Below are 18,676 nucleotides of genomic sequence, written 5' to 3'. Positions count from 1 at the left end.
GACCGGCGTGGGCCCTTTTTACTCCCCGTGGACGGGGACTAAGACTACTCAGGGGGAGAGCAGCATTGAGGACCGGGCTATACGGACCAAGGAGTCTGCGGACAGCTTCGAGGGATCGATGTCGTGGCCAAGCGCATCCGGACGCCTAGAGCGTCAGGTCGGTTTGACCGCCTCACGAGATCGCCCCGACCCCCCACCCGGCGCTGGTAACTAAGAGATCACCGCTTAGGAATCGAGAATGTCGACGGTGCCTTCGGTTCCATACAGGCGGATTAGGTGCTCGTGGTATAGCCTTAGAGACGGCGTGGGACATCCGGATCGGCAGCATGAGTTTTGATCCGGCCGTCGTTGACCTACAGATCCGAGCCTACAAGACTACACTCGAGTCGTTCACCTCCTACACCGGCAACGAAAACATAGCCATCGAGAATCCAGCCGGGGAGAAGGTGGCACTTATCGACGGAGACAGCACTCGCGCTACTACATCAGAGCTTCCGTACCCAGTCGGGCGCCACGATGGAGACGCTGCCGCGAGTGGCAGTTCTGGTGGAGACGCGGTAATCGGTGTTGGCGCGACAGAGACACAAGAGTCTGTTCCGGTTGACGAACAGATGACTGTGCCTATCAAGATGGAAGGCGAGGCGCACCGGCTCACAGCGACAGTCGACGCCACCACCGGCGCCGCCGACGTCACCCTCTACGACCCCTCAGGCGCGATCGTTCGAACAGCCGACGAGTATACGATGGCGACGGCACCCGAAGGCCGGTTCGTCTGGGGTGTCAACGATCCAGTGGGCGGGACTTGGGAACTGGAACTATCTAACGAGCGCGGCGATCAAGGCGCCGTCATATCGATTCAAACGCGGTCGGTCACCGAGCCGCAGCGGGACCCTCGCGCCGCGCTGGGCTACAACCAACGCGACTACGATGTCTCTATCACCGATGTCGCGCCGAGCTACAGAGCGGCGAGCAACGTTGTCTACCCCGCCGTGGTTCGGGACCCGAACGTGGTAGAGTCAGTGATAGACCACGTCAACGCCATGGTCGTTCCTACTGACACAGGTATCGACCGGTCGGACTATGTCGAGAGTCTCAACACGGTGCTGACTGACGAGGACAGGACGGTCGTTCTAACCGATAGCGGGGTCCAATTGCTCGGGGAGTCAAAATTTTCGGAGTCGATCTCCGAAGACGCCGTACAGCGGGTCACACGGAGAGGAATATCGCTGGGCACGCGAAATGAGGATCACTCACTATTGGAGGGGACTCAGCCGGGCCAGCGTGAACTCGCTCGAAGTAGCCCACTCGGGTACGCCTCGACGGCCAACGGGGTGCCAGTGTACGGCGTCGACCGCGACGCCTTCGAGGCCGCTGGAGGAAGCGTCGCCGGGTACCACCAGCGGGAAGACAAAACACTTGTCACCGCGGGAACCATCCGGGTTCCGGGCGGAAGCGGCGAAGTGGTCATTCTTGCTGGGCTATTACCATCCCCCACCCAACAGAACCTCCACCCGTTCGGCCTCTCTCTAACCCACCTCGGGTACACCGTCCTCGCCAATGGGGTGGGCCATGCTCCCCCGTCTGTCGAAACGTCTGACTCTGTACAGTCCAACTGAACGACGGGGAAGTCGTCAAGAGCGGCGGCGCGGAGCTCGCCGAGAAGCTCAAGAACGAAGGGGGCAGATCTCTGCTCTCCTGAGTAAAATAGCACGAAGATGCCGGCATCATACTGAGCAACGCAGGGGGTATTTCTATCACGGTTCGTACTGATTAGATATGCGAAGCGTGCCCTCCACGCCATCGCGCCAATCAACGTCAGACCTTGTTATTGTTTCAGCGAACCTCGTTCCACTGATCGGTGTCTTCAGTAGCGGCTGGAACGTTTGGACGCTCCTAGTCCTCTACTGGATTGAAGCGTTTAGCACAGTTCTTCTTGGTACATTGAAGTCATTGTTTGCAAAGCAGGGATCGCCTGATGTTATTGGTCAGCGAGAACCACTCCACGAACTACGTCATAAGCGAGGTGGGTGGTATCCTCTACAAACACTTCCGCCAGTATACCCACGAAATGTGCCGTTTGCGCTCTCAGTACTCGGCATTTGGGGTTCCACCATTGTGCCAATTACAGCACTTGTGTGGGCTACAGTAGACATACCAGTGGTGTTATCCTGGGAGGTGAGCATTAGCACTGGTGTGCTATTGCTGGCACAACTGATCGAGTTCCGTGTCGACTACCTAGGTACCAGAAAGTACGAAGATGTGTCTGCTCGAGAGATTCTACAGCAACCAACACAGCTCACAGTAGCGATGATGCTACTTGGGGTAATTGGACTGACAGCGACCCAGTCGGCAGGCGTGGCTGTGCTTGGCGGCTTTGTGGTCGTGAAGACAGCGCTCTCTGTTTCGTGGGAATCCACTGGGCCGATTGCAAGATCTCTACAATCGATTTTTGATCGGTTGAGCGCTGATCGTGAACTCAGTCGTCCACAGCCAGAGCCGGACCTCCCTGATGAAGCCGTTCAGGCACGGGTGGTTGTTAGCCCGCAGTCAGTGCTACTGGGAAGCACGAGTACAATACTGCTAACGATTTTCAATCGTGGCGTGGCACTGCTCTTGATTGGCGTTATCGCTGCGATTTTTACAGGACACCTCGTGTGGAGCAGTGTTGGCCTCTGTGTTCTGGTGTGTGTCCTTGCTGTCCGAATTGGGAGCTACTACCTCAGATATGGCACCATTGAATACCAGCGACGCGGAGATGTACTAGTCGCGTATGATACACTGCTTAATGCTCCACAGTGGATTGTGCCTGTTCACTCGCGAGCACGGTTTGAAATTAAGAACGCAATTCCCGACCGGCTATTCGGTACTGGGACACTACGCGTCTCAAACGTCGAAGCGACGCCGACAAGCACGGTCCAATTCGGGCCTGTTGCTGATCTTGATCAAGCGATCGAAACACTTGATTTGCCTGTCAAACATGAAGGACGTCCCGAGCAGGACCCTGCTGTCGTCGGTGCCGCTCTCGCATTAGCACTGTTTTTTACTGGCATTCCGCTTATGATGCTTGGCTCTTCACAGATAACCGGAGTAGAAGTAGTTATAATCTTGATGATGCTCGCCCCGTTTTTTATAATTCTGATCGGTGTTCTGTTGTATGCGATGCTTGCCCGTATTTAGGTAGGATCAATATACTGGGGTCCTCGTGGACAGTAATTAAATCACCAGAAGCACATAAACGAACTAGTGAGACTTGTAGAGCCAGATAGCGGGAAACACTTGAACCCCTCTACTCTTCGATCCAAGTGCTGTCGTCTTGTGAATGAATAAGTGACAATGGAACATCGTCTTGCTGAAGCGCCAATCGGCGTTATTACCGTTCAAGAGGGAACCGTACGTGCGGTGAATGAGACTGCGTCCAATATTCTTCCAATTAATTCCCCAGTTGGCAAGCCGATTGTTGACGTGTTCCCACAGTCAGTCGAGCGGTCAGTCCCGAACGCGTTCAATGGTAACTCGGTAGCGGATGTGGTATTTGAAGAGTATTATCCAGCAATCGACCAATGGCTATCTGTTTCTATCGTTCCAAACGATGAGACCACGACCATCTACGTGGATGATGTGACAGAAATGAAAAACACCCAGCAGACGGTCCAGCGACTTCGTGCGGACTCTGAACGAGCCACGATCATTGATTCGCTGATTGGAGACGTACTCGAGGGGCTTGTTGATGCCACGTCGCAGGATGCAATTATGGAGACGATTCGAGAACAGCTGGGGACGTCTGACCAGTTTCAGTTTGTATGGACTGGAGAGTACCTTGTCGAGAGTGGTGAGTTGGTTATCAGTGGCGTCGAAGGAGAGCGGGGACAACTGTTCACGGCGATTCGTGAGTCGATTGAGGAAGGACGTGCCACCCCTGAACAGCAGGCTGTGGACGAGCAGTCTCCAACGTTGATTCAATCACTAAGTGAAAACAAATCGGTCCCAGAGACTGTACGTGCTGCAGGCTTTGCGGAGGGCGTCCAATCTGTCTTTGCGCTTCCGTTGGCTTACGGCTCTAGTGTCTACGGTGTTGTTGGTGTCTACGCTGGAACAAAGGCCGCTTTTAGTGATCATGTCCAGTCAAGTTTTGAGACACTGGGAGACCTTGCTGGATACGCAATCAACGCAACACAGAACCGAAAACTACTGTATGCCGACACAGTCACTGAGGTAACGTTCGGCCTTGATCAAAATTCGCCACTAGTACGCGCAAGCAAAGACAGCGAAGCTGAACTTACTCTTAGTGGGACCGTCACCCCAGACGACAGTGGTCTCAAGTGCTTCGTGACAGTCTCCGGATCTAATCCAGAAGATGTTCTCGAAACTATTACCGCCATGCCAGAAACGCAGAACGGACGAGTCATTCGACAGACAGACGCAACACACGGTCGAATCCAACTGACTGTCGAGGGGACAGTCCCGCTTGTTGTGGCGATCAATCGCGGTGCCAATATACAGACAGCAAGGTTCAACGGGAATGAGGGTCGCTTAGTCGTGGAGTTGTCGCCAGACGCGAACGTACGCAGTTTGGCAAACGCCCTTGGGAACAGTGGGCCAGCCCCTATTCTCGCACGGCAAGATAAGACAAGATCGCCGACAACGAAGCGAGAATTTCAAAACGAGCTAAACGACCGACTGACTGATAGACAGGCGACGGTCTTGCGAACAGCCTATCTCGCGGATTACTTCACATCACCGCGTGGAAGCACAGCTGAAGAGGTAGCAACGTCACTTGGAATCACTGGATCAACGCTACTCCACCACCTTCGAGCAAGTCAGCGAAAGCTGCTTGATGCGTTCTATGACGAGCACGATATGAGCAATGGCTAGAGAAATCCTATTTTGATCTGCCCAGTCGTCAGGAGTCGAATACTTCAGGCTCAACGTCGAGGTAGTTCATACTCACCGATACGCGCACTTCCCGGTTAAAACACAGTATGAATCTGGATAGTTAGATACGTCTTCATCGGTGACTCTGGATACTAAGCATATTCTACCAAGAGTATGCCGCAGTACGGTATTCATATGGCAGTACGACCCCAGTCGCGTAACGAACATTCAGAAGAAACGGCCGCGGAAGTTCCGACCGAGAAGCTGCTTGACCTCTTTGGTGATGAGTACACCCGACGAGTTTTTGAAGCAGTCTCTGAGCAGCCACGTGGTGGCCGTGCTGTCGCAGAGGCAGCCGACGTTTCTCGGCCAACAGCTTATCGCCGTCTCAACGAACTCCAAGACGCCGGACTCATCACGAGCGAGTGTTACGTTGCGCCAGATGGCCACCATCGCGAACAATTTACCGCGTCTGCACAACACATTTCCGTGTCGCTTGACGGCGGTGAAGTCGAAGCAACTGTCAGTCTGAGTTGGTAAGCTACCCTACTCGCTCACGGCTAGCGCCGTGCCCTTCTTGAGGGCAGGATTTCCTGCTTCCAAGACAGCCATTATACAGACAGGCTATCCACAGAGAGCGTAGTTACCACAGACGTCGATTCAGACTGAGCCACTCTTACGTCTCCGAGGCCGAGAGAAAGAATATTCTACCGCTGTTGTTGTCTGAGAGTTTCACACTAAGTGAGCTTGTCTATATCAGGCATTGCCGCCGATTGATACATACGAGATAGTTCACAATGTGTGTTTGTGATGGGCGCTACCGTTGCTTCTGGGACGCTCGCAACCGTTCTGACGGTGCTAATTGGACTGCTCATATCTGCCCTTCCAGTGTGGCTAAGCGTGTTCCGACGAGAGGAACTGCGTGAACGCCACGCCGACCTCGTTGTACCATTTTTTCTCTTAGCGGGTCTTTTCGGACTTCTGGTGGTCTTATTCCCGGTTTACGAGGTTGTTATCCCGACGGACGGGTACTCAACGCTCAATCTAATAATCTGGGCGGCGGTGTTAGTCCCATGGGCAATGTTCGGTCTCAGATATGCTGGTCGAGATCACATCTTAACGACAGCTAGGATTGTCGGTTGCGCTGCTCTCGTTTACGTGTTCATTGGAGTATTCATTGCGAGTATCTCTGGAGATTTCCCAGATTCAGCGGTCACAACCGCGTTCTTGGGATTTGGAATAGTGGGACTCCATGGAGTGACGTTTGCGGTCGCCGGTGCGATTCTGCTTTCGACATATCGACACGGCGGACACTCGCTGAGACAGGGTGTGGTGTTAGTGCTTCCAGTCGCCGTGTTATTGATGGCGGCACAGTCATTGGGTATTGACCCGGATGCCCGGACATTCCTGAATGGCAGCGTGTTCGCAGTCGTCGGCGGTTCGTTGTGGTTGGCTGTCGTCCGGTACGATGTGCTGACTCGTCGCCCCGGCACGAGTCGTTTAGGGCTCCGATCAGTAGTCACAGAGATGGACGAACCAGTCTTCGTGGTAAACAGCGACGGTACCGTTGTCAGCGCGAACGCAACGGCACAGTCTCTCTTTGGTTCTGACACTGTGGGTGACGCGTTCGAGAAGATGCTTGGACAGTCGGTTAGGGGTTTGCGTGACGTCAATGTGCTCGAACACCGGACTTCAGATGGCTATCGGCAGTTTGACCCCCGTGTTTCAACTGTCACTGGTGGCGGCGGACAGCGGCTTGGCGTCACTATTACGCTCATCGATGTGACCGAGCGGGAGATGCGGCGTGAGCGTATTCAGGTGCTTAACCGTATTCTACGGCATAATATACGCAACGACCTCAGTGCTATCCAAGCTCGCGCCGACCTTGCGACTGACAAAGATCGTAATGCCAAGGCACAGGTAAAACAAATAATTGACATTTCTGATGAATTAGAGAAATTAAGCACAGATGCCCGGCGAATCGAGACGCTGATTAATCGGCAGGGAGAGGAGACGGCTACTCAGCAGCTGGATGAATTCATCAGGTCGGTCGTCGCGGAAGTCACTTCCACAGACGAGACAGTCGAGGTTACCGTTACGATCCCAGAGACTTCCGTCACACTCAACTGGGAACTACTGAGATTCGCACTCCGGAATCTCATCGAGAACGCCATCGAACATAACAATACACAGACCCCGGTTGTAGAGATTGTGTGCGAAATGACGACGTTTGGGGCCGAAGTAGTTGTTGCCGACGACGGGCCTGGAATTCCCGAACAAGAGGTGACAGCAGTTCAGGCGGGCTCCGAAGACAGACTTGGCCACGCCACTTCAATTGGTCTCTGGGGGACCAGCTGGGCAGTACAGTCTCTCGGCGGGAAGCTAACTTTTGAGGAGAGTCATCTCGGAGGGGCGGCAGTCAGAGTACAGATACCACTTCCTGACGATTAACAGGTGTCACGCTGAGCTAGACATCACTGCCGACAGATTACAAACGACCGTTTCTGGTTCAGAAGCGAAGAGGCAGATACTATTATTCTAGCCTGTCCGTTTGGAGCTTGACATCCTCCCGCGCCTGAAGACGCAGGAATCCCACGGCACCGCACCGCTGGGATAAGGGCCCTCGTGAATCATCGAGTACATAGACAACAATTGAAACGCCGATTTACTCACTCCATCCCCCACTACTCACTGTTTGGCAGGCAGGTTGACCCACAGAAAGCTGTACTCCGCAGAAACAATTCACCGCCGACCGACCCGAACCGAGTTTGGGGTGATTAACAAGATGGCAAACGGTTCTGGATTAAACATTAACGGTCCTGATAGCCTCAAGGGTGCGTTACTGTATCTTGTCATTGGAATTGCGATCGTCAGCTACGGAGGGTACGACTATGTACAGCAAACGGAGGCAGTTCGAGAGTCGGTTGAGGTTGATGCGACTATCACGGAGATCGGCATCGAGACAGACAGCGGGACGTCGTCAAATATGCGTGTAAATTACGAGCCAATCGTTGAGTTTGAGTATACATGCGACGGCACCGAATATGCTGGTACAAAAATATATCCAGCAGATATCGAACAGAACTATGACACTCGATCCGGTGCCGAGTCTGCTATGGAGCAGTACGAACAGGGAGAACAGACTGTCGCGTATGTTTTTCCGGACCAACCGGGAGACGCATTCTTAAAAGACAATATCTCAAATGCTCCTCTTATGACAATCGTCTCCGGTGGTATATTCAGTATACTTTCAATTATCTCTGCTGTACGGAAGCTCTGAGTCGAATAGCAAATTTTGGCTCTGTTGAAACCCTCGGGAAATGATATATTCTGAGTTGGATGTGGTCAGTACAGGACTTCTATGAAGCGTTCGACAGAGGTGGAGTGGCTGTCGCAACTCAGTAGATCTTTACTTCGAGACCTTCGACATCTCGGAAGCCGGAATCATTCGAGACCACTGGCTCGCCAAGTAGTAGACCATGAGCGGCGACGATTGAGTCGGCACCGTCGAGTTCTGCCAGCACGTCGGACTTCATATGTTCGCCGTTCAACCTACCAGCCTGGCGAGCTACTTCCGGTGAGAGATCGACAGTTGAGCGGCTCGCAATCAGTCGCTCGTAGAGCGCATACAACTTCTCTCCTTGCTCCGCCAGTGGGGCATTTCCAATACCAGTGTCGACCTCCCAAACGACTGCTGGCGGAACGCGGGTCGGGAGGACTCTCTCATCAAGCTCTCGTGCCTTCTCACGTGTAGCCTCATCGCCATCGGCCAGCGCGCCGAGGTATTGCGTGTCCAGAATCATTCCGACCCGGGCGGCGTCGCGCTAACTGATCCGTCAGTCACGTCCTCAACGCTCACCTCAAGATCAAGTTCGGTCGCATCATCAGCGAAGTCAGTTAGCGAATACCCACCGACCAGCCGGTCCAATGTTTCTGCGAGTGTTTCCCCCTCTCGGTTCTCCGATTTCACCCGAGCGTATAGGTCTTCGCTGACTCGCATTCCTCGTGTTCAAATAAGCTGATTCCATGCGAATGCGAACGATCTGAGCCACGTATCAGCAGTTTCTGCTTTGGCGTTGCTGAAACAGTTTGAGAAACTGGTAGTTCTGCGTTTTATTTCACGAAAGACACGTTCAACGCTGTTCCGATTTCCATGTCGTTCGTATCTGAAATCGAGGTCGTGTTTCTCACAGGCTCGGTGAAGTGGAACCGCTCCATCAACGAGAAAGATCGCGTCATCTACGTCGTGTTTCTCCCGGAGTTCCGCGAAAAACTGATCTGCGATCACGTTTGTTCTTGTCGGTTCAAGCTTTGTATGGAGTAAATCGTTTGAGTCGGGATCGACGGCGGCGTACAGCCAATATTGTTCATCATCAAGCTGAATCACGGTTTCATCTACCGCAACTTGATTCGGGCACCGACTAGATTCCGGCTGTAGATCGGCTTTGTGAACCCAGTTATGAACGGTGGATCGAACCCGATCAACACCGAATACCTCAAGAAACGAAACAGTATTCGAAAGAGATAGTCCTGCTAAATGAAGCTGAATACTGAGTTTCATCAACAGCTTCGGTGTTGCCTCTCGCTCCACAAACTCTAAGTTGATCTCGTCTAAACAGCCACTGAGGCGGTCGTTTTCGGGCATAGAACACTTTGAAAACGCACCGCCTCACCTTTCAATCCTTATCTGAACACCGTCCTCGCATTTGTTTCGTTCCTATTCTCTCTTGCTTACGCCGTTGACAAAAGAACCTGACGCTGGCCCTATATAAGCAGGAGGACGGACAAGAAATTCGTTGATCAGTTCGCACCCTTCAGCGACCGGCTGTTTCAGGCGAGAAAATATCCGAAGAATATGATTTCAACAGAGCCTAAGTTTTCTAATTCTGTTAGAGTCTTTAGAGATAATATCTTCTGACCGCGCGTGGTCAGCCCAGATTGCTAAGTAAGTATGGTCGGGTTCATCTTGGGCCTGAAGCCGCAAGTGTTCTCGGCCGGCCCTACTCTTCGGTAACAGGCCGATCGTTTAGATCAAACCCGCCGTAAGAAAAGTCTGCGACGTATATTTCCCCGTCATAGCGCACCAGCCACGTGCCGTCGTAGCTGTCAGCATCGATCGCTGACTCTGCCGGGAAATGGTCCATCACAGACCGGAATGCCTCGTCATCTGTATCCTCAGCGTAATAGACGTCGTCAACCGCCTCATTTACCACCATCCGCTCGTCCTCTGAGAGGCCCGAGAGGGTGATTAAGTGCTTCTCGCGAAGTTGCTGAGCGTATGTGGCGGTGCTGTCTGCGACCGTGCTGACGGTGTAACGGTAGCGGGTCAGCGTCACATTCTCGCGTTCGTTCAGCTCGAAGGGATAAACGGTGCCGTTGTATCGTAAGGCACTGTAATCTCCGGATAATAGCACGGACGTATTGGTCTTTGCCATGGTGTACTCTTCAGAAACAGCAACCTCGGGACCGGGTCTTAGCCGGCCCTCAGACTCTGTTGTAGCCGAAACCAGACCGCCCAATAGCTGCCTATCATGCTTAGAGAGATCATCAAAAGCGACTGTCTCGTCGGCCGACGCTGTTCCGTTGAGATCAACGCCAACAACGAACGCGGTTCCGGGCTCTGTGCCAGTTACATTCCAGTCAACCTCGTAGTAGCTATCCTCATATACAAAGGGGAGCCCTCGCTCAACCGGCGGTTTAGTAGCTGTAACTGTTCCTGATCCATGTTCAATCGCCTCCCGAACTACTGCCTGATCGTCTGGGGCAGGACTTTCCACGGCTGCTGGTCGGCTGGCGGCCTCCACTATCTCCGCGTCGTCTGCGGCCTTCATCGACAATGATCCCGCTGCCGAACACCCCGCAAGTGCGACCAGAGCCACCAAAACGAGTATTGCGAGTACCCTGCGTTTCATGCCCGAAATCTTGTTTACCGGTTTATCTGTTTTGTTGTGGTTCAATGTTTAGCGGATGGCTCCTTGCTTCCATAATGTATCCTCCAGAATTTCTAGGCTTGAAACACGCCAGTATCACTATATAGAGACAGTCTAATAATTCGATATGTCGCAGTCAGTGAACCTCTTCCAAAGTCCAGTTGTCCGGTGGGGAATGCCTCTCATGACGACTGTCGCTATTATAGCTATCGCGTTTTTTATTATCGAAGATCGGATGCTTAGATTAGCAATGGTCGGTGTAGCTGCTGTTGATCTTCTTGTTACGCCTCAGATATTGAAGCGCGCCGCTCGGAATTCATAATCAAGATCAACCATGAGATTACAACGGAATCTAACTTGGCTGAAATGACTCAAGTACTTCCGAATCAGAAGCAAAAAATAACGCCCACTAGTAGCGCGAGTCAAGATGAGACCATGGACAGTGGGAAGCGGCGGCTTACGCAGTCATCAATACCGCTGAGACACGTGAACAATCTGGGTAACAGTAAGAAAGAGGAGTTCGGGTAACCAATGAGTAGTGAGCGTCGCACCAGCATTCTGTTGGATGAACTTCCTGACCCAACTCTTGCGTACACTATTGAAGCTGATGACGCTCGCATAACAGCCACAAATAACGCCTTTAGCCAGCAGTTTGAAACCGAACTGTCGGGGGCACTCATCTCGACGATATTCGATCGTTTTAATAAGTGTAACACAACTGGGGATAAAGAGCCATTGACCCATCTGCTCCAAGGCGATCAGGTTGGTGTCCGTCTTAGTGGATATAACCGTCAGGGCCCCTTCTTCGCCCGGATAATTCCATCTGATGATGACACGGGCTATATCATTTTTTCAGACCTGCGTAAGTGCCCAGACAGAGGAGAGTCACCGGGTATTGATCAAGTTAGCAGTGTCATCAGCCATGATCTTCGGAACCCACTAGATGTCGCGAAAGCGCATCTTCAGGCAGCGCAAGAGACCGGGGATGCTGAGCATTTTCAATCGGTTGCTAACGCGCATGATCGGATGGAACAAATTATTCGCGATGTGCTTACACTAACGCGCGACGATATCGTTATTCAACCCTCAGAGGAGGTCGCAGTTGAGGCCACTGCGACAGACGCGTGGGAGTCAATTGACACTGAGCATGTTGAGTTGACAGTTTCAGAGGCCCTTCCAACCGTCACTGCAGACCCTGATCGTCTCCGGCGATTATTTGAGAACCTATTTCGGAATACCGTTGAGCATACTATCCCTAGCAACCAGTCAGAACCAAATCAGAAGACAGACCCGACTGATGAGAAATCTTCCAACTCTCAAGAGAATTGGAGAGGTGACGGGGTGACCGTGACTGTCCAACCATTCGAAGACGGCTTTTATATTGCTGATAACGGGCCGGGTATCCCGGCCGCAGAGCGCAACGTCGCTTTTAATCCTGGATACTCCACACGAAGTGGAGGTACAGGACTTGGTCTCGCAATTGTTAAGCAGATTATAGAAGCACATGATTGGGAGGTAACGCTCACAGTAGCAGACTGCGGTGGTGCTAAATTTGAGATCAACATTTGAAGGCGCTTCCTGCTCCGGGCGGACGGCCGGTTCCCCTGTTCGCTGAAGAACTCAACATGTGAAATGACGTTGTATAGATAGAAGCGCTAATTGCGTTTTGTACAGCAATAGTGTATATATAGACATGTGGAAACGTGCGTTGAGGCGAAGTGCCGACACAATATCAGAGACACTCCAGATATCAAGTGAATATATTCCAGGTCTCGTTTTGAACATCGCACTCATCGTTGCGATAATTGGCTTCCAATGGAGTCTACTGGAGATTGCGGTAATGTATGTACTGGAGATTGCGATCGTCAACGTTCTGTATCTGTTTGTTGCGTTGTTCACACCACAACCCCTCACAGATAGTGATGAAGAGCGGTGGAACACCAAGCCGACACCGATACAACCGATTAGCCGGTTTCCCGCAGTGTACTATCGGAATGCCCGGTTCATCCTTCGATATGTACTATCCACTGGGATTCTTATTCCAGTATTGTTACAAGCGCTGGTGGCTCAATTTGAGGTTGAGTCAATACGTGCCCCGTCGGTCGGGCTGGTAGTAGTTGGGATCACACTTTTTGAGTTACACCGGGTCTGGCAGAATTTCATTCGCGATCAGCAGTATCTAGAGAAGTCACCGCTAGATGCAGTTCAATTCGGATTTGTTCCGCTCAGTGAACTGTTTATTATATCGGTATACGTGATCGTCCCTGTCACAGTCATTATCGTAGTTATCGGGATCGCATTCGAGATCAGTTATGAGGCGCGCATTACATGGCTGGCCTATCTCATACCGATGGGGGCAGTCAGGGTCTGGTTCAGCGGACTTGATCCACAAACTGACGATGTCGAGGTTAGCTTCTCATGATAGTGATTATTCATTTGAAGTTTCCTCCCAAGGTGGTCAGTATGCTTCTCGTTCGATGCCAGAGAACGTGTCTAACAACTCTTTAGCGTCAGGAAGTAGTCGAGAAATACGATCCTGTAAGTTAGTGGCTTGCTCGTTGAGCGCTGAGAATTTCTCGTGATTCTTGAGTCGGTCTTGCGGTAACTCTGCGGCAATGACTGCTCGTTTCGACTCTATCCCAAAGTATTCGCCAATAAGCTCATATGCGAGAACCTGGCACTGTTGATCGACTGCGGCTCGGATATCCTCGCGGTCAACCGGTTTACAGAGGTAGTCATCAAATGGGAGGTCCAAGAGCTCCAGCCCCGGATCAATGGCGGTGACCATGATGATCTTGGTGTGGAGGTTGTAGTCACGCAGTTCCCGAAGAATGTCATCGCCCGATTGGTCCGGCATATGCCGATCCAACAAGACCACGTCTGGAGGTTCTGACTCATCAACTGCGGATAATGCTTCAGGGCCGCTATAGGTGACTGTAACGTCAGCTACGGCATCTAGCCGGAGGGCGTACGCGTCAGCAACCTCTTTTTCATCGTCAACGAGTAGCACCTGTGGCCGGTCAACGTACATATCGGCCGTCACAGCGCGGTGATACTAGCTACAGCGTCTAATAACCGGGGATTTTGAAATGGAGGGCTCTGTTGAGATCCTATTCTTCAGGCACGTTATGATCTGAAACATCCGGTCGCTGAAGTGTGCGGACGCACCGCTACAGATCCTGTCAGATTTTGTCGATTTCCAGAGAGGCGTGCTAAATGCAGCGCGAATGTCAGTCAAATTAAAGAGTCTTTATTGAATAGACCTAGGATAAGATGTATGATCTAATTACAGTCATCAGGCTGGCAGGGATTGTGTTGGAAGAGACACAGACATTCAAGATTTTAAAAATTTATCATATCAGCTTGAAAAAGCAACATCAGAGGAAGAACGAGATGAAGCTTTAGATGGAATCCAAGAGGGTGATATTCGTCAAGTATTGTATACCGCCTATAACTTAGTCACCAGTCCAGTGGTCAAGTTCCTCAATTTGTTGTGCGGGGGGGCTCCCCAGTACAATCTTCCCGGAGTCGATGTCCTGAGTAACCGCAGCTCCAGCGGCAATAACGGATCCAGAACCGATTTCCACACCGGGCCCGAGGACCGCGTTTGTACCAACGAAGACCCGATCGTGAAGGATAATCCGCTCGAATATGTCGTCTCGGAAAACCATACCCTGATCATGGAGTTCGTGGGTAACACCGACGACACTACAGTTGGGCCCAATCTGAACGTGGGACCCGATGTCAGCGTTTTCGACGTAGCTCCCGGCATTGATATCGACCCCCTCGCTGAGGTAGCTCTTCTTGATTGAGCACCGCTCGTAGATCCGGCATCCGTCACCAATCTCGGAATCATGGATGGTGGTGTACTCACGAATCATTACATCTCCCGTCGTCGATTCGACAAGTCTCACGGCCTCATCGATATCAGAGCCCATGGACCGGGTCGCGTTCACCTATTCTTAATCATTCCTATGAGCAGACAGGTGAGTCAGAAAATACCTCCCGAGAGACCACCCGACTCTGCTGAACGTAGGGCGCGTATCTCGCATTGGGGTCTTTCGGAAAACCAACTGTCCGGATCGGTCAGTACAGAGAAAGCACTTACCGACGAGTGAATTGGCGTTGGTATGCGGCGTCGGAGTATCATTAAAACGTGCGGCGTACTGATAGCGGGCGTCAGTAGTGGGTGTCTCTCTTCGGTTCGAGAAACAGTGAATCCGACCACTCAACTCGGGTGGTTCGGAGTCCACAATGTCGACACAGATTCGTCACATCAGTTTGACCTCGAAGTGAACCGAGATGGAGAGAGGGTTCACACTTCGACACATACAGTTGACGCGGCACGCGAGCTAGATGGCGGTGGCAAATACATCGACGGAGCCGTTGCGGAGTGTACCTGGGGAAATACTCCAGGCGATTATAGCGTTCGGATCCGTGCTGATGACAGCGAGTGGGTAGAAGAGTCCATCACGGAGTTCGCGTTGTCGAAAGATGTCGATTGCGTTGTTGCCGTCGCCGAATATCGCAGCACACTCAGCATCTATCTCAAGGAGGGATGTGACCGATACGATTACGATCAGATGTGCTCGTTCACGAACTGACCAAGTTTCACTCGGAGTAGCACGGTTGATTCCGTATATTGCGGACTGGATGAAATCTGTCGTCGTGCTGTATAGATCCCTCTGTATCTCGCACAAGACTACTGACAGACTCCGGAGGTCTGATGTCTGGCACCGTTACATGAGTCACCTGTCCTGATCACAGCCGGTCAGAATGTATCAACTTCGAATGGTTTCAAGAGAGCCAAATGGAGGCAAAATCTTGTCTAGGCAGGAGGCGGCAATCTATGACGAGATGTTATTACGGAATCGAACGACAACAGTAGTCCCTGTTGTGCCGGCGGACTGGAACTCAAGCTCAGCACCGAGTTGACTTACTGCCCAGTTGACGAACCAGAGCCCCACACCGAGTCCGTGTTTGATCTGTGTTTCGGTCGGTTCGGTCAACAAGTCACGCTCACGGTCGGGGATCCCGGGACCGTTATCTGCGACACGGAGCTGTGGACCATCGTCAGTCGACTCTTGAACTTCAATATCGACCCGTGTGGGATCATCCGAGTGAACGATTGCGTTCTCCACGAGTTCGGCCATGAGTCGGCGTACAACCGTTCGGTAGGTGGTTAGGTGTAGTCGCTCCGGTGCGGCGACTGAGATGCTGCTGTCTGGATAGTCATCACGGGCCGTCGCGGCTACCTCATGAGCGACAGCAGCGATGTCAACTGTCGACGGAGAGCCAACACTGTCGGTCATGACCGCCTCAGTCTCTCGTGCTTTGCGACTGACTGAGGCGAGATCTGTAGCGCTGTTTTGAATCGCTGTACGATGGGTGTCGTCTGCGACGTGGTCAGCGTGTGCCAAAATTACATCGAGTTTGTTCCGGGTGTTGTGTCTAAGTACTCGGTTGAGTACGGAAAGACGTTGTTCACGCGTCCGCTGATCGGTTACGTCTCGAAAGACAACCGTTCTCGCCACCGGCTCGCCACCGCCGTCACTAGTATCACGTTCGACATCGGAAACGGTGAACTGAAACTGACGTCGACCGTCGGTTGTCTGAAGCGAGACGAGTTCTGTGCTACCAGCTGAAATATCAGCTCCGGAGATATCATCAATAGCCGCATCGAGTGGTGTGCCAATCATATCTCGAGTTGTCCAGCCAAACAACTCTTCAGCTGTCACGTTGGCATCAAGGATGTTCATCTCCCAATCTACAACGATAACTGCTTCTTGGAGCGATTCGACAACACGTGACCGTGCGACATAGTCCGCCTTCGGGAATCCTGTCAATACTGGATAACGTTTAATTGCGACTCCAAGCAGTATCCCCGAAACCAACAATCCGCCTGTGACACCGTCAACAATCGAGCTTCCGTCAAGCCAGCCACCAATGAGATATGGAGCTGAAATTGCTCCTAGTTGGATTCCAACTTGTATTCTCGATACCCGGCCATGATTCCACCCATACCTGAGGAAAACAACTGCCGCATACATATACACAGCAAACAGCAGGAACAGTTCAGTTCCAGCAAGTGACGCAATCGAGCGCTGAATTTCTTCTCTTGTTGGGTCACCTTCGAACGTGACTGCTGCCCCAACTAACGGGAGCGCGAGGAGAACAAATAATGCTCTTCGCAGCCGAGTGAAACCTGTTTCCCGGCCGGTATACCCAAGCACATAGACCAACCAGATGGCGGGGAGAAACACAACTGGGACAATCTGTGCCAGCGCAGCGAGATTCGAACCAATCTCCCAGGCGTTTGGGAATTCCGAGACCAACGAGAGGAGTGCCCACAGTAGGAGACTGCCGCTCATGAGCGCAAAAGGGACCGCATTCGGCGGGGACCGGTCCTTCCCAACCTGCCACGTTACCCACGCGAGTAGACTTACGACAACAGCATCGATAGCAACTGATGTGACTAATGATAGCAGCATTGGTGGAGGAGTGTTCCTGTTAAATAGTTACTTGAAACCGGAGCGAATCCAAGGCCGATTGTGATCGTCATCGTAGCCAGTCACCTCGACTGTTTGGCAGGTTCATAAATAATACCACAGTGCTTGTTACGTCACCGGAAACACGACGCGCTCTGAGTCGTATATCTGTTCTTACGGAGAATCGAGGGAAAAGCCTCGCTCTTTGGCGCGAGGAAGATCTCAATGTTGGATTTTTCTACTTCGACCGACGGCAGCGGCGATTACGAGAACCACCGTTGCGATAGCTACCCAAACTGGCGTGCCTTGGGTGACTGTTTCTGGGTGTGTAGATATAAAACCAAAATATTAATCGTATTTATTTATTTGAGATGCCGTAATAAAAGGAATAGTATCTCAAACACTCGTGATGTACCGAGCCAAATCCAGCTTGCGAGTGCTGATTCAACTTAATGATTATCCAGATGATACTTACAATCTATCACGGGCTGTCAGTGTGTGGTTGAACTGCCCTCCACCCTGACGACGTTTCAGGGTCGACTCAAAAAGAAGACCGGTATTGCTCGCACAAGGGCATTTCTCGCCCTCATCGTATCGGCGACGATAGTTCTCAACTTGGTCGGCTCACTCGCTGTAGTGACGATGATCGGCTCAGACGCAGGTAGTACAGTAATATTCACCCTCCCGTTGTGGACCTGACTAATGATCAAACCGACAGGTAGCCGGTCCTGCTAATCCGTGTTTCTCCCGTTGAAACACTGCTACAGCCTTGATATGATACCGAGCACGATACGTACGTGGCCACTGACCGGAGGCCGCTCCTAACAAATGTCCGGTCATCGAACCCCCACCGCTTCCTCCCCCGATGGGGTGTTCGTCTGTACCCGGCAGTGCTGTATCGGCTACCCCGCTGACAGGACGGCCCTCCGCTCCGTCCAAGGTCCTCTTCATCGCTTGACATCCTCCCCGCGCTAAAACGCGAGGGTTCTTCGGTTGGGGGTTAGGCTACCGACCCACGGAGGCAACTTGCGGGTTTGTGCGTACTTCTTTGAGACTTTCGTGAGGGTGTGGTTTCCTCGACCACTCGTGGTCGTTCCACTCGAACCACACGGGCCGTGCCATCGGCCTGACTTCGCAATCGCTGTTTTTTCGAAGGAACGTTTCTGACGCCGTGAGGTCGGCGTGTTCCTCGAAACCACATAGACACGTCAACGTATACTACTCGACACTTTGATCGCCTCATCCTTCGACCGTATCTCAACACTCCCAAGGAGCCAAACAGAGCCACTCCCTCCCAGGGCGGTCAGATCAGCGTGGTGTCTGCGGGCGCCCCCTGAATATGAATCGGTACTGTCTGGATACTTAGACTCACGTCACTCGTTGATT

15 protein-coding genes and 1 pseudogene are annotated in these 18,676 nt (G+C 52.2%); 9 read left to right on the top strand and 7 right to left on the bottom strand.

The annotated features are described in order from the left end of the window. Nucleotides 1-326 precede the first annotated feature (326 nt). The 6 genes from C464_RS02665 (at nucleotide 327) to C464_RS17205 (ending at nucleotide 8,152) form a co-directional block, all read left to right on the top strand. Entirely contained in the window at nucleotides 327-1,616 is a 1,290-nt protein-coding gene (locus C464_RS02665) for a hypothetical protein (RefSeq protein ID WP_006111970.1), read from the top strand. Nucleotides 1,617-1,785: 169 nt separating this feature from the next. Then, a complete protein-coding gene (locus C464_RS19530; protein WP_239640174.1) occupies nucleotides 1,786-3,177 on the top strand; it encodes a DUF6498-containing protein in 1,392 nt (463 codons plus the stop codon). Nucleotides 3,178-3,399: 222 nt separating this feature from the next. Beyond that, a complete protein-coding gene (locus C464_RS17220) occupies nucleotides 3,400-4,872 on the top strand; it encodes a bacterio-opsin activator domain-containing protein (protein ID WP_239640173.1) in 1,473 nt (490 codons plus the stop codon). 195 nt (nucleotides 4,873-5,067) lie between these two features. After that, complete coding sequence (locus C464_RS17215) at nucleotides 5,068-5,412, top strand: winged helix-turn-helix domain-containing protein (protein WP_006111968.1); 345 nt, start codon at nucleotides 5,068-5,070, stop codon at nucleotides 5,410-5,412. Nucleotides 5,413-5,682: 270 nt separating this feature from the next. Beyond that, nucleotides 5,683-7,323 carry a sensor histidine kinase gene (locus C464_RS17210; protein ID WP_152420867.1) on the top strand — a complete coding sequence of 547 codons (1,641 nt, stop codon included), beginning with the start codon at nucleotides 5,683-5,685 and terminating at the stop codon, nucleotides 7,321-7,323. 334 nt (nucleotides 7,324-7,657) lie between these two features. Next, on the top strand, nucleotides 7,658-8,152 hold the full coding sequence (locus C464_RS17205; protein WP_006111966.1) for a DUF3592 domain-containing protein: 495 nt from the start codon (nucleotides 7,658-7,660) through the stop codon (nucleotides 8,150-8,152). A gap of 118 nt (nucleotides 8,153-8,270) precedes the next feature. Here the strand turns inward: C464_RS17205 and C464_RS17200 are convergent, their stop codons facing one another. The 3 genes from C464_RS17200 to C464_RS02645 form a co-directional block, all read right to left on the bottom strand. Continuing rightward, nucleotides 8,271-8,675 carry a PIN domain-containing protein gene (locus tag C464_RS17200; RefSeq protein WP_006111965.1) on the bottom strand — a complete coding sequence of 135 codons (405 nt, stop codon included), beginning with the start codon at nucleotides 8,673-8,675 and terminating at the stop codon, nucleotides 8,271-8,273. Between the two features lie 206 nt (nucleotides 8,676-8,881). Further along, nucleotides 8,882-9,517 carry an IS6 family transposase gene (locus C464_RS17195; protein ID WP_080510386.1) on the bottom strand — a complete coding sequence of 212 codons (636 nt, stop codon included), beginning with the start codon at nucleotides 9,515-9,517 and terminating at the stop codon, nucleotides 8,882-8,884. 355 nt (nucleotides 9,518-9,872) lie between these two features. Further along, nucleotides 9,873-10,703: a hypothetical protein gene (locus C464_RS02645; RefSeq protein ID WP_049910796.1), complete on the bottom strand. Its 831-nt coding sequence runs from the start codon at nucleotides 10,701-10,703 to the stop codon at nucleotides 9,873-9,875. A 630-nt stretch (nucleotides 10,704-11,333) separates the two neighbouring features. Here C464_RS02645 and C464_RS17185 point away from each other — a divergent pair. Then, nucleotides 11,334-12,371, top strand: coding sequence for a sensor histidine kinase (locus C464_RS17185; RefSeq protein ID WP_006111962.1), 1,038 nt, complete (start codon nucleotides 11,334-11,336; stop codon nucleotides 12,369-12,371). A gap of 124 nt (nucleotides 12,372-12,495) precedes the next feature. Beyond that, on the top strand, nucleotides 12,496-13,224 hold the full coding sequence (locus C464_RS02640; protein WP_099046393.1) for a DUF6498-containing protein: 729 nt from the start codon (nucleotides 12,496-12,498) through the stop codon (nucleotides 13,222-13,224). 36 nt (nucleotides 13,225-13,260) lie between these two features. Here the strand turns inward: C464_RS02640 and C464_RS02635 are convergent, their stop codons facing one another. From C464_RS02635 to C464_RS02625, 3 genes are all read right to left on the bottom strand, one after another. Beyond that, the gene (locus C464_RS02635) at nucleotides 13,261-13,833 is read right to left on the bottom strand and encodes a response regulator (RefSeq protein ID WP_006111960.1); all 573 of its coding nucleotides are present in this window, start codon (nucleotides 13,831-13,833) and stop codon (nucleotides 13,261-13,263) included. 424 nt (nucleotides 13,834-14,257) lie between these two features. Further along, complete coding sequence (locus tag C464_RS02630) at nucleotides 14,258-14,740, bottom strand: acyltransferase (RefSeq protein WP_049910785.1); 483 nt, start codon at nucleotides 14,738-14,740, stop codon at nucleotides 14,258-14,260. Between the two features lie 909 nt (nucleotides 14,741-15,649). Further along, complete coding sequence (locus tag C464_RS02625) at nucleotides 15,650-17,293, bottom strand: ATP-binding protein (RefSeq protein ID WP_006111958.1); 1,644 nt, start codon at nucleotides 17,291-17,293, stop codon at nucleotides 15,650-15,652. Between the two features lie 495 nt (nucleotides 17,294-17,788). Between C464_RS02625 and C464_RS18315 the strand changes: the two genes are divergently transcribed. Continuing rightward, nucleotides 17,789-17,989: a hypothetical protein gene (locus C464_RS18315; RefSeq protein WP_152420866.1), complete on the top strand. Its 201-nt coding sequence runs from the start codon at nucleotides 17,789-17,791 to the stop codon at nucleotides 17,987-17,989. A gap of 306 nt (nucleotides 17,990-18,295) precedes the next feature. Here the strand turns inward: C464_RS18315 and C464_RS17180 are convergent. Further along, nucleotides 18,296-18,505: pseudogene (locus C464_RS17180) on the bottom strand (IS200/IS605 family transposon protein TnpB); the annotation flags it as partial. Between the last annotated feature and the right edge of the window lie 171 nt (nucleotides 18,506-18,676).

Origin of the sequence: Halorubrum coriense DSM 10284, assembly GCF_000337035.1 — an archaeon.
GTDB classification, from domain to species: Archaea; Halobacteriota; Halobacteria; order Halobacteriales; family Haloferacaceae; genus Halorubrum; species Halorubrum coriense.
Note: the sequence above shows the minus strand (reverse complement) of the source record. Positions and strands in the feature narration are given on the sequence as shown.

Excerpts from the sequence above, each read along its gene's own strand:
- C464_RS02625 (WP_006111958.1), bottom strand. The coding sequence starts at position 17,293 with ATGCTGCTATCATTAGTCACATCAGTTGCTATCGATGCTGTTGTCGTA.
- C464_RS17200 (WP_006111965.1), bottom strand. The coding sequence starts at position 8,675 with ATGATTCTGGACACGCAATACCTCGGCGCGCTGGCCGATGGCGATGAG.
- C464_RS02640 (WP_099046393.1), top strand. The coding sequence starts at position 12,496 with ATGTGGAAACGTGCGTTGAGGCGAAGTGCCGACACAATATCAGAGACA.
- C464_RS17210 (WP_152420867.1), top strand. The coding sequence starts at position 5,683 with ATGGGCGCTACCGTTGCTTCTGGGACGCTCGCAACCGTTCTGACGGTG.
- C464_RS02630 (WP_049910785.1), bottom strand. The coding sequence starts at position 14,740 with ATGGGCTCTGATATCGATGAGGCCGTGAGACTTGTCGAATCGACGACG.
- C464_RS02645 (WP_049910796.1), bottom strand. The coding sequence starts at position 10,703 with ATGAAGGCCGCAGACGACGCGGAGATAGTGGAGGCCGCCAGCCGACCA.
- C464_RS02665 (WP_006111970.1), top strand. The coding sequence starts at position 327 with ATGAGTTTTGATCCGGCCGTCGTTGACCTACAGATCCGAGCCTACAAG.
- C464_RS02635 (WP_006111960.1), bottom strand. The coding sequence starts at position 13,833 with ATGTACGTTGACCGGCCACAGGTGCTACTCGTTGACGATGAAAAAGAG.
- C464_RS17215 (WP_006111968.1), top strand. The coding sequence starts at position 5,068 with ATGGCAGTACGACCCCAGTCGCGTAACGAACATTCAGAAGAAACGGCC.
- C464_RS17185 (WP_006111962.1), top strand. The coding sequence starts at position 11,334 with ATGAGTAGTGAGCGTCGCACCAGCATTCTGTTGGATGAACTTCCTGAC.
- C464_RS17205 (WP_006111966.1), top strand. The coding sequence starts at position 7,658 with ATGGCAAACGGTTCTGGATTAAACATTAACGGTCCTGATAGCCTCAAG.
- C464_RS17195 (WP_080510386.1), bottom strand. The coding sequence starts at position 9,517 with ATGCCCGAAAACGACCGCCTCAGTGGCTGTTTAGACGAGATCAACTTA.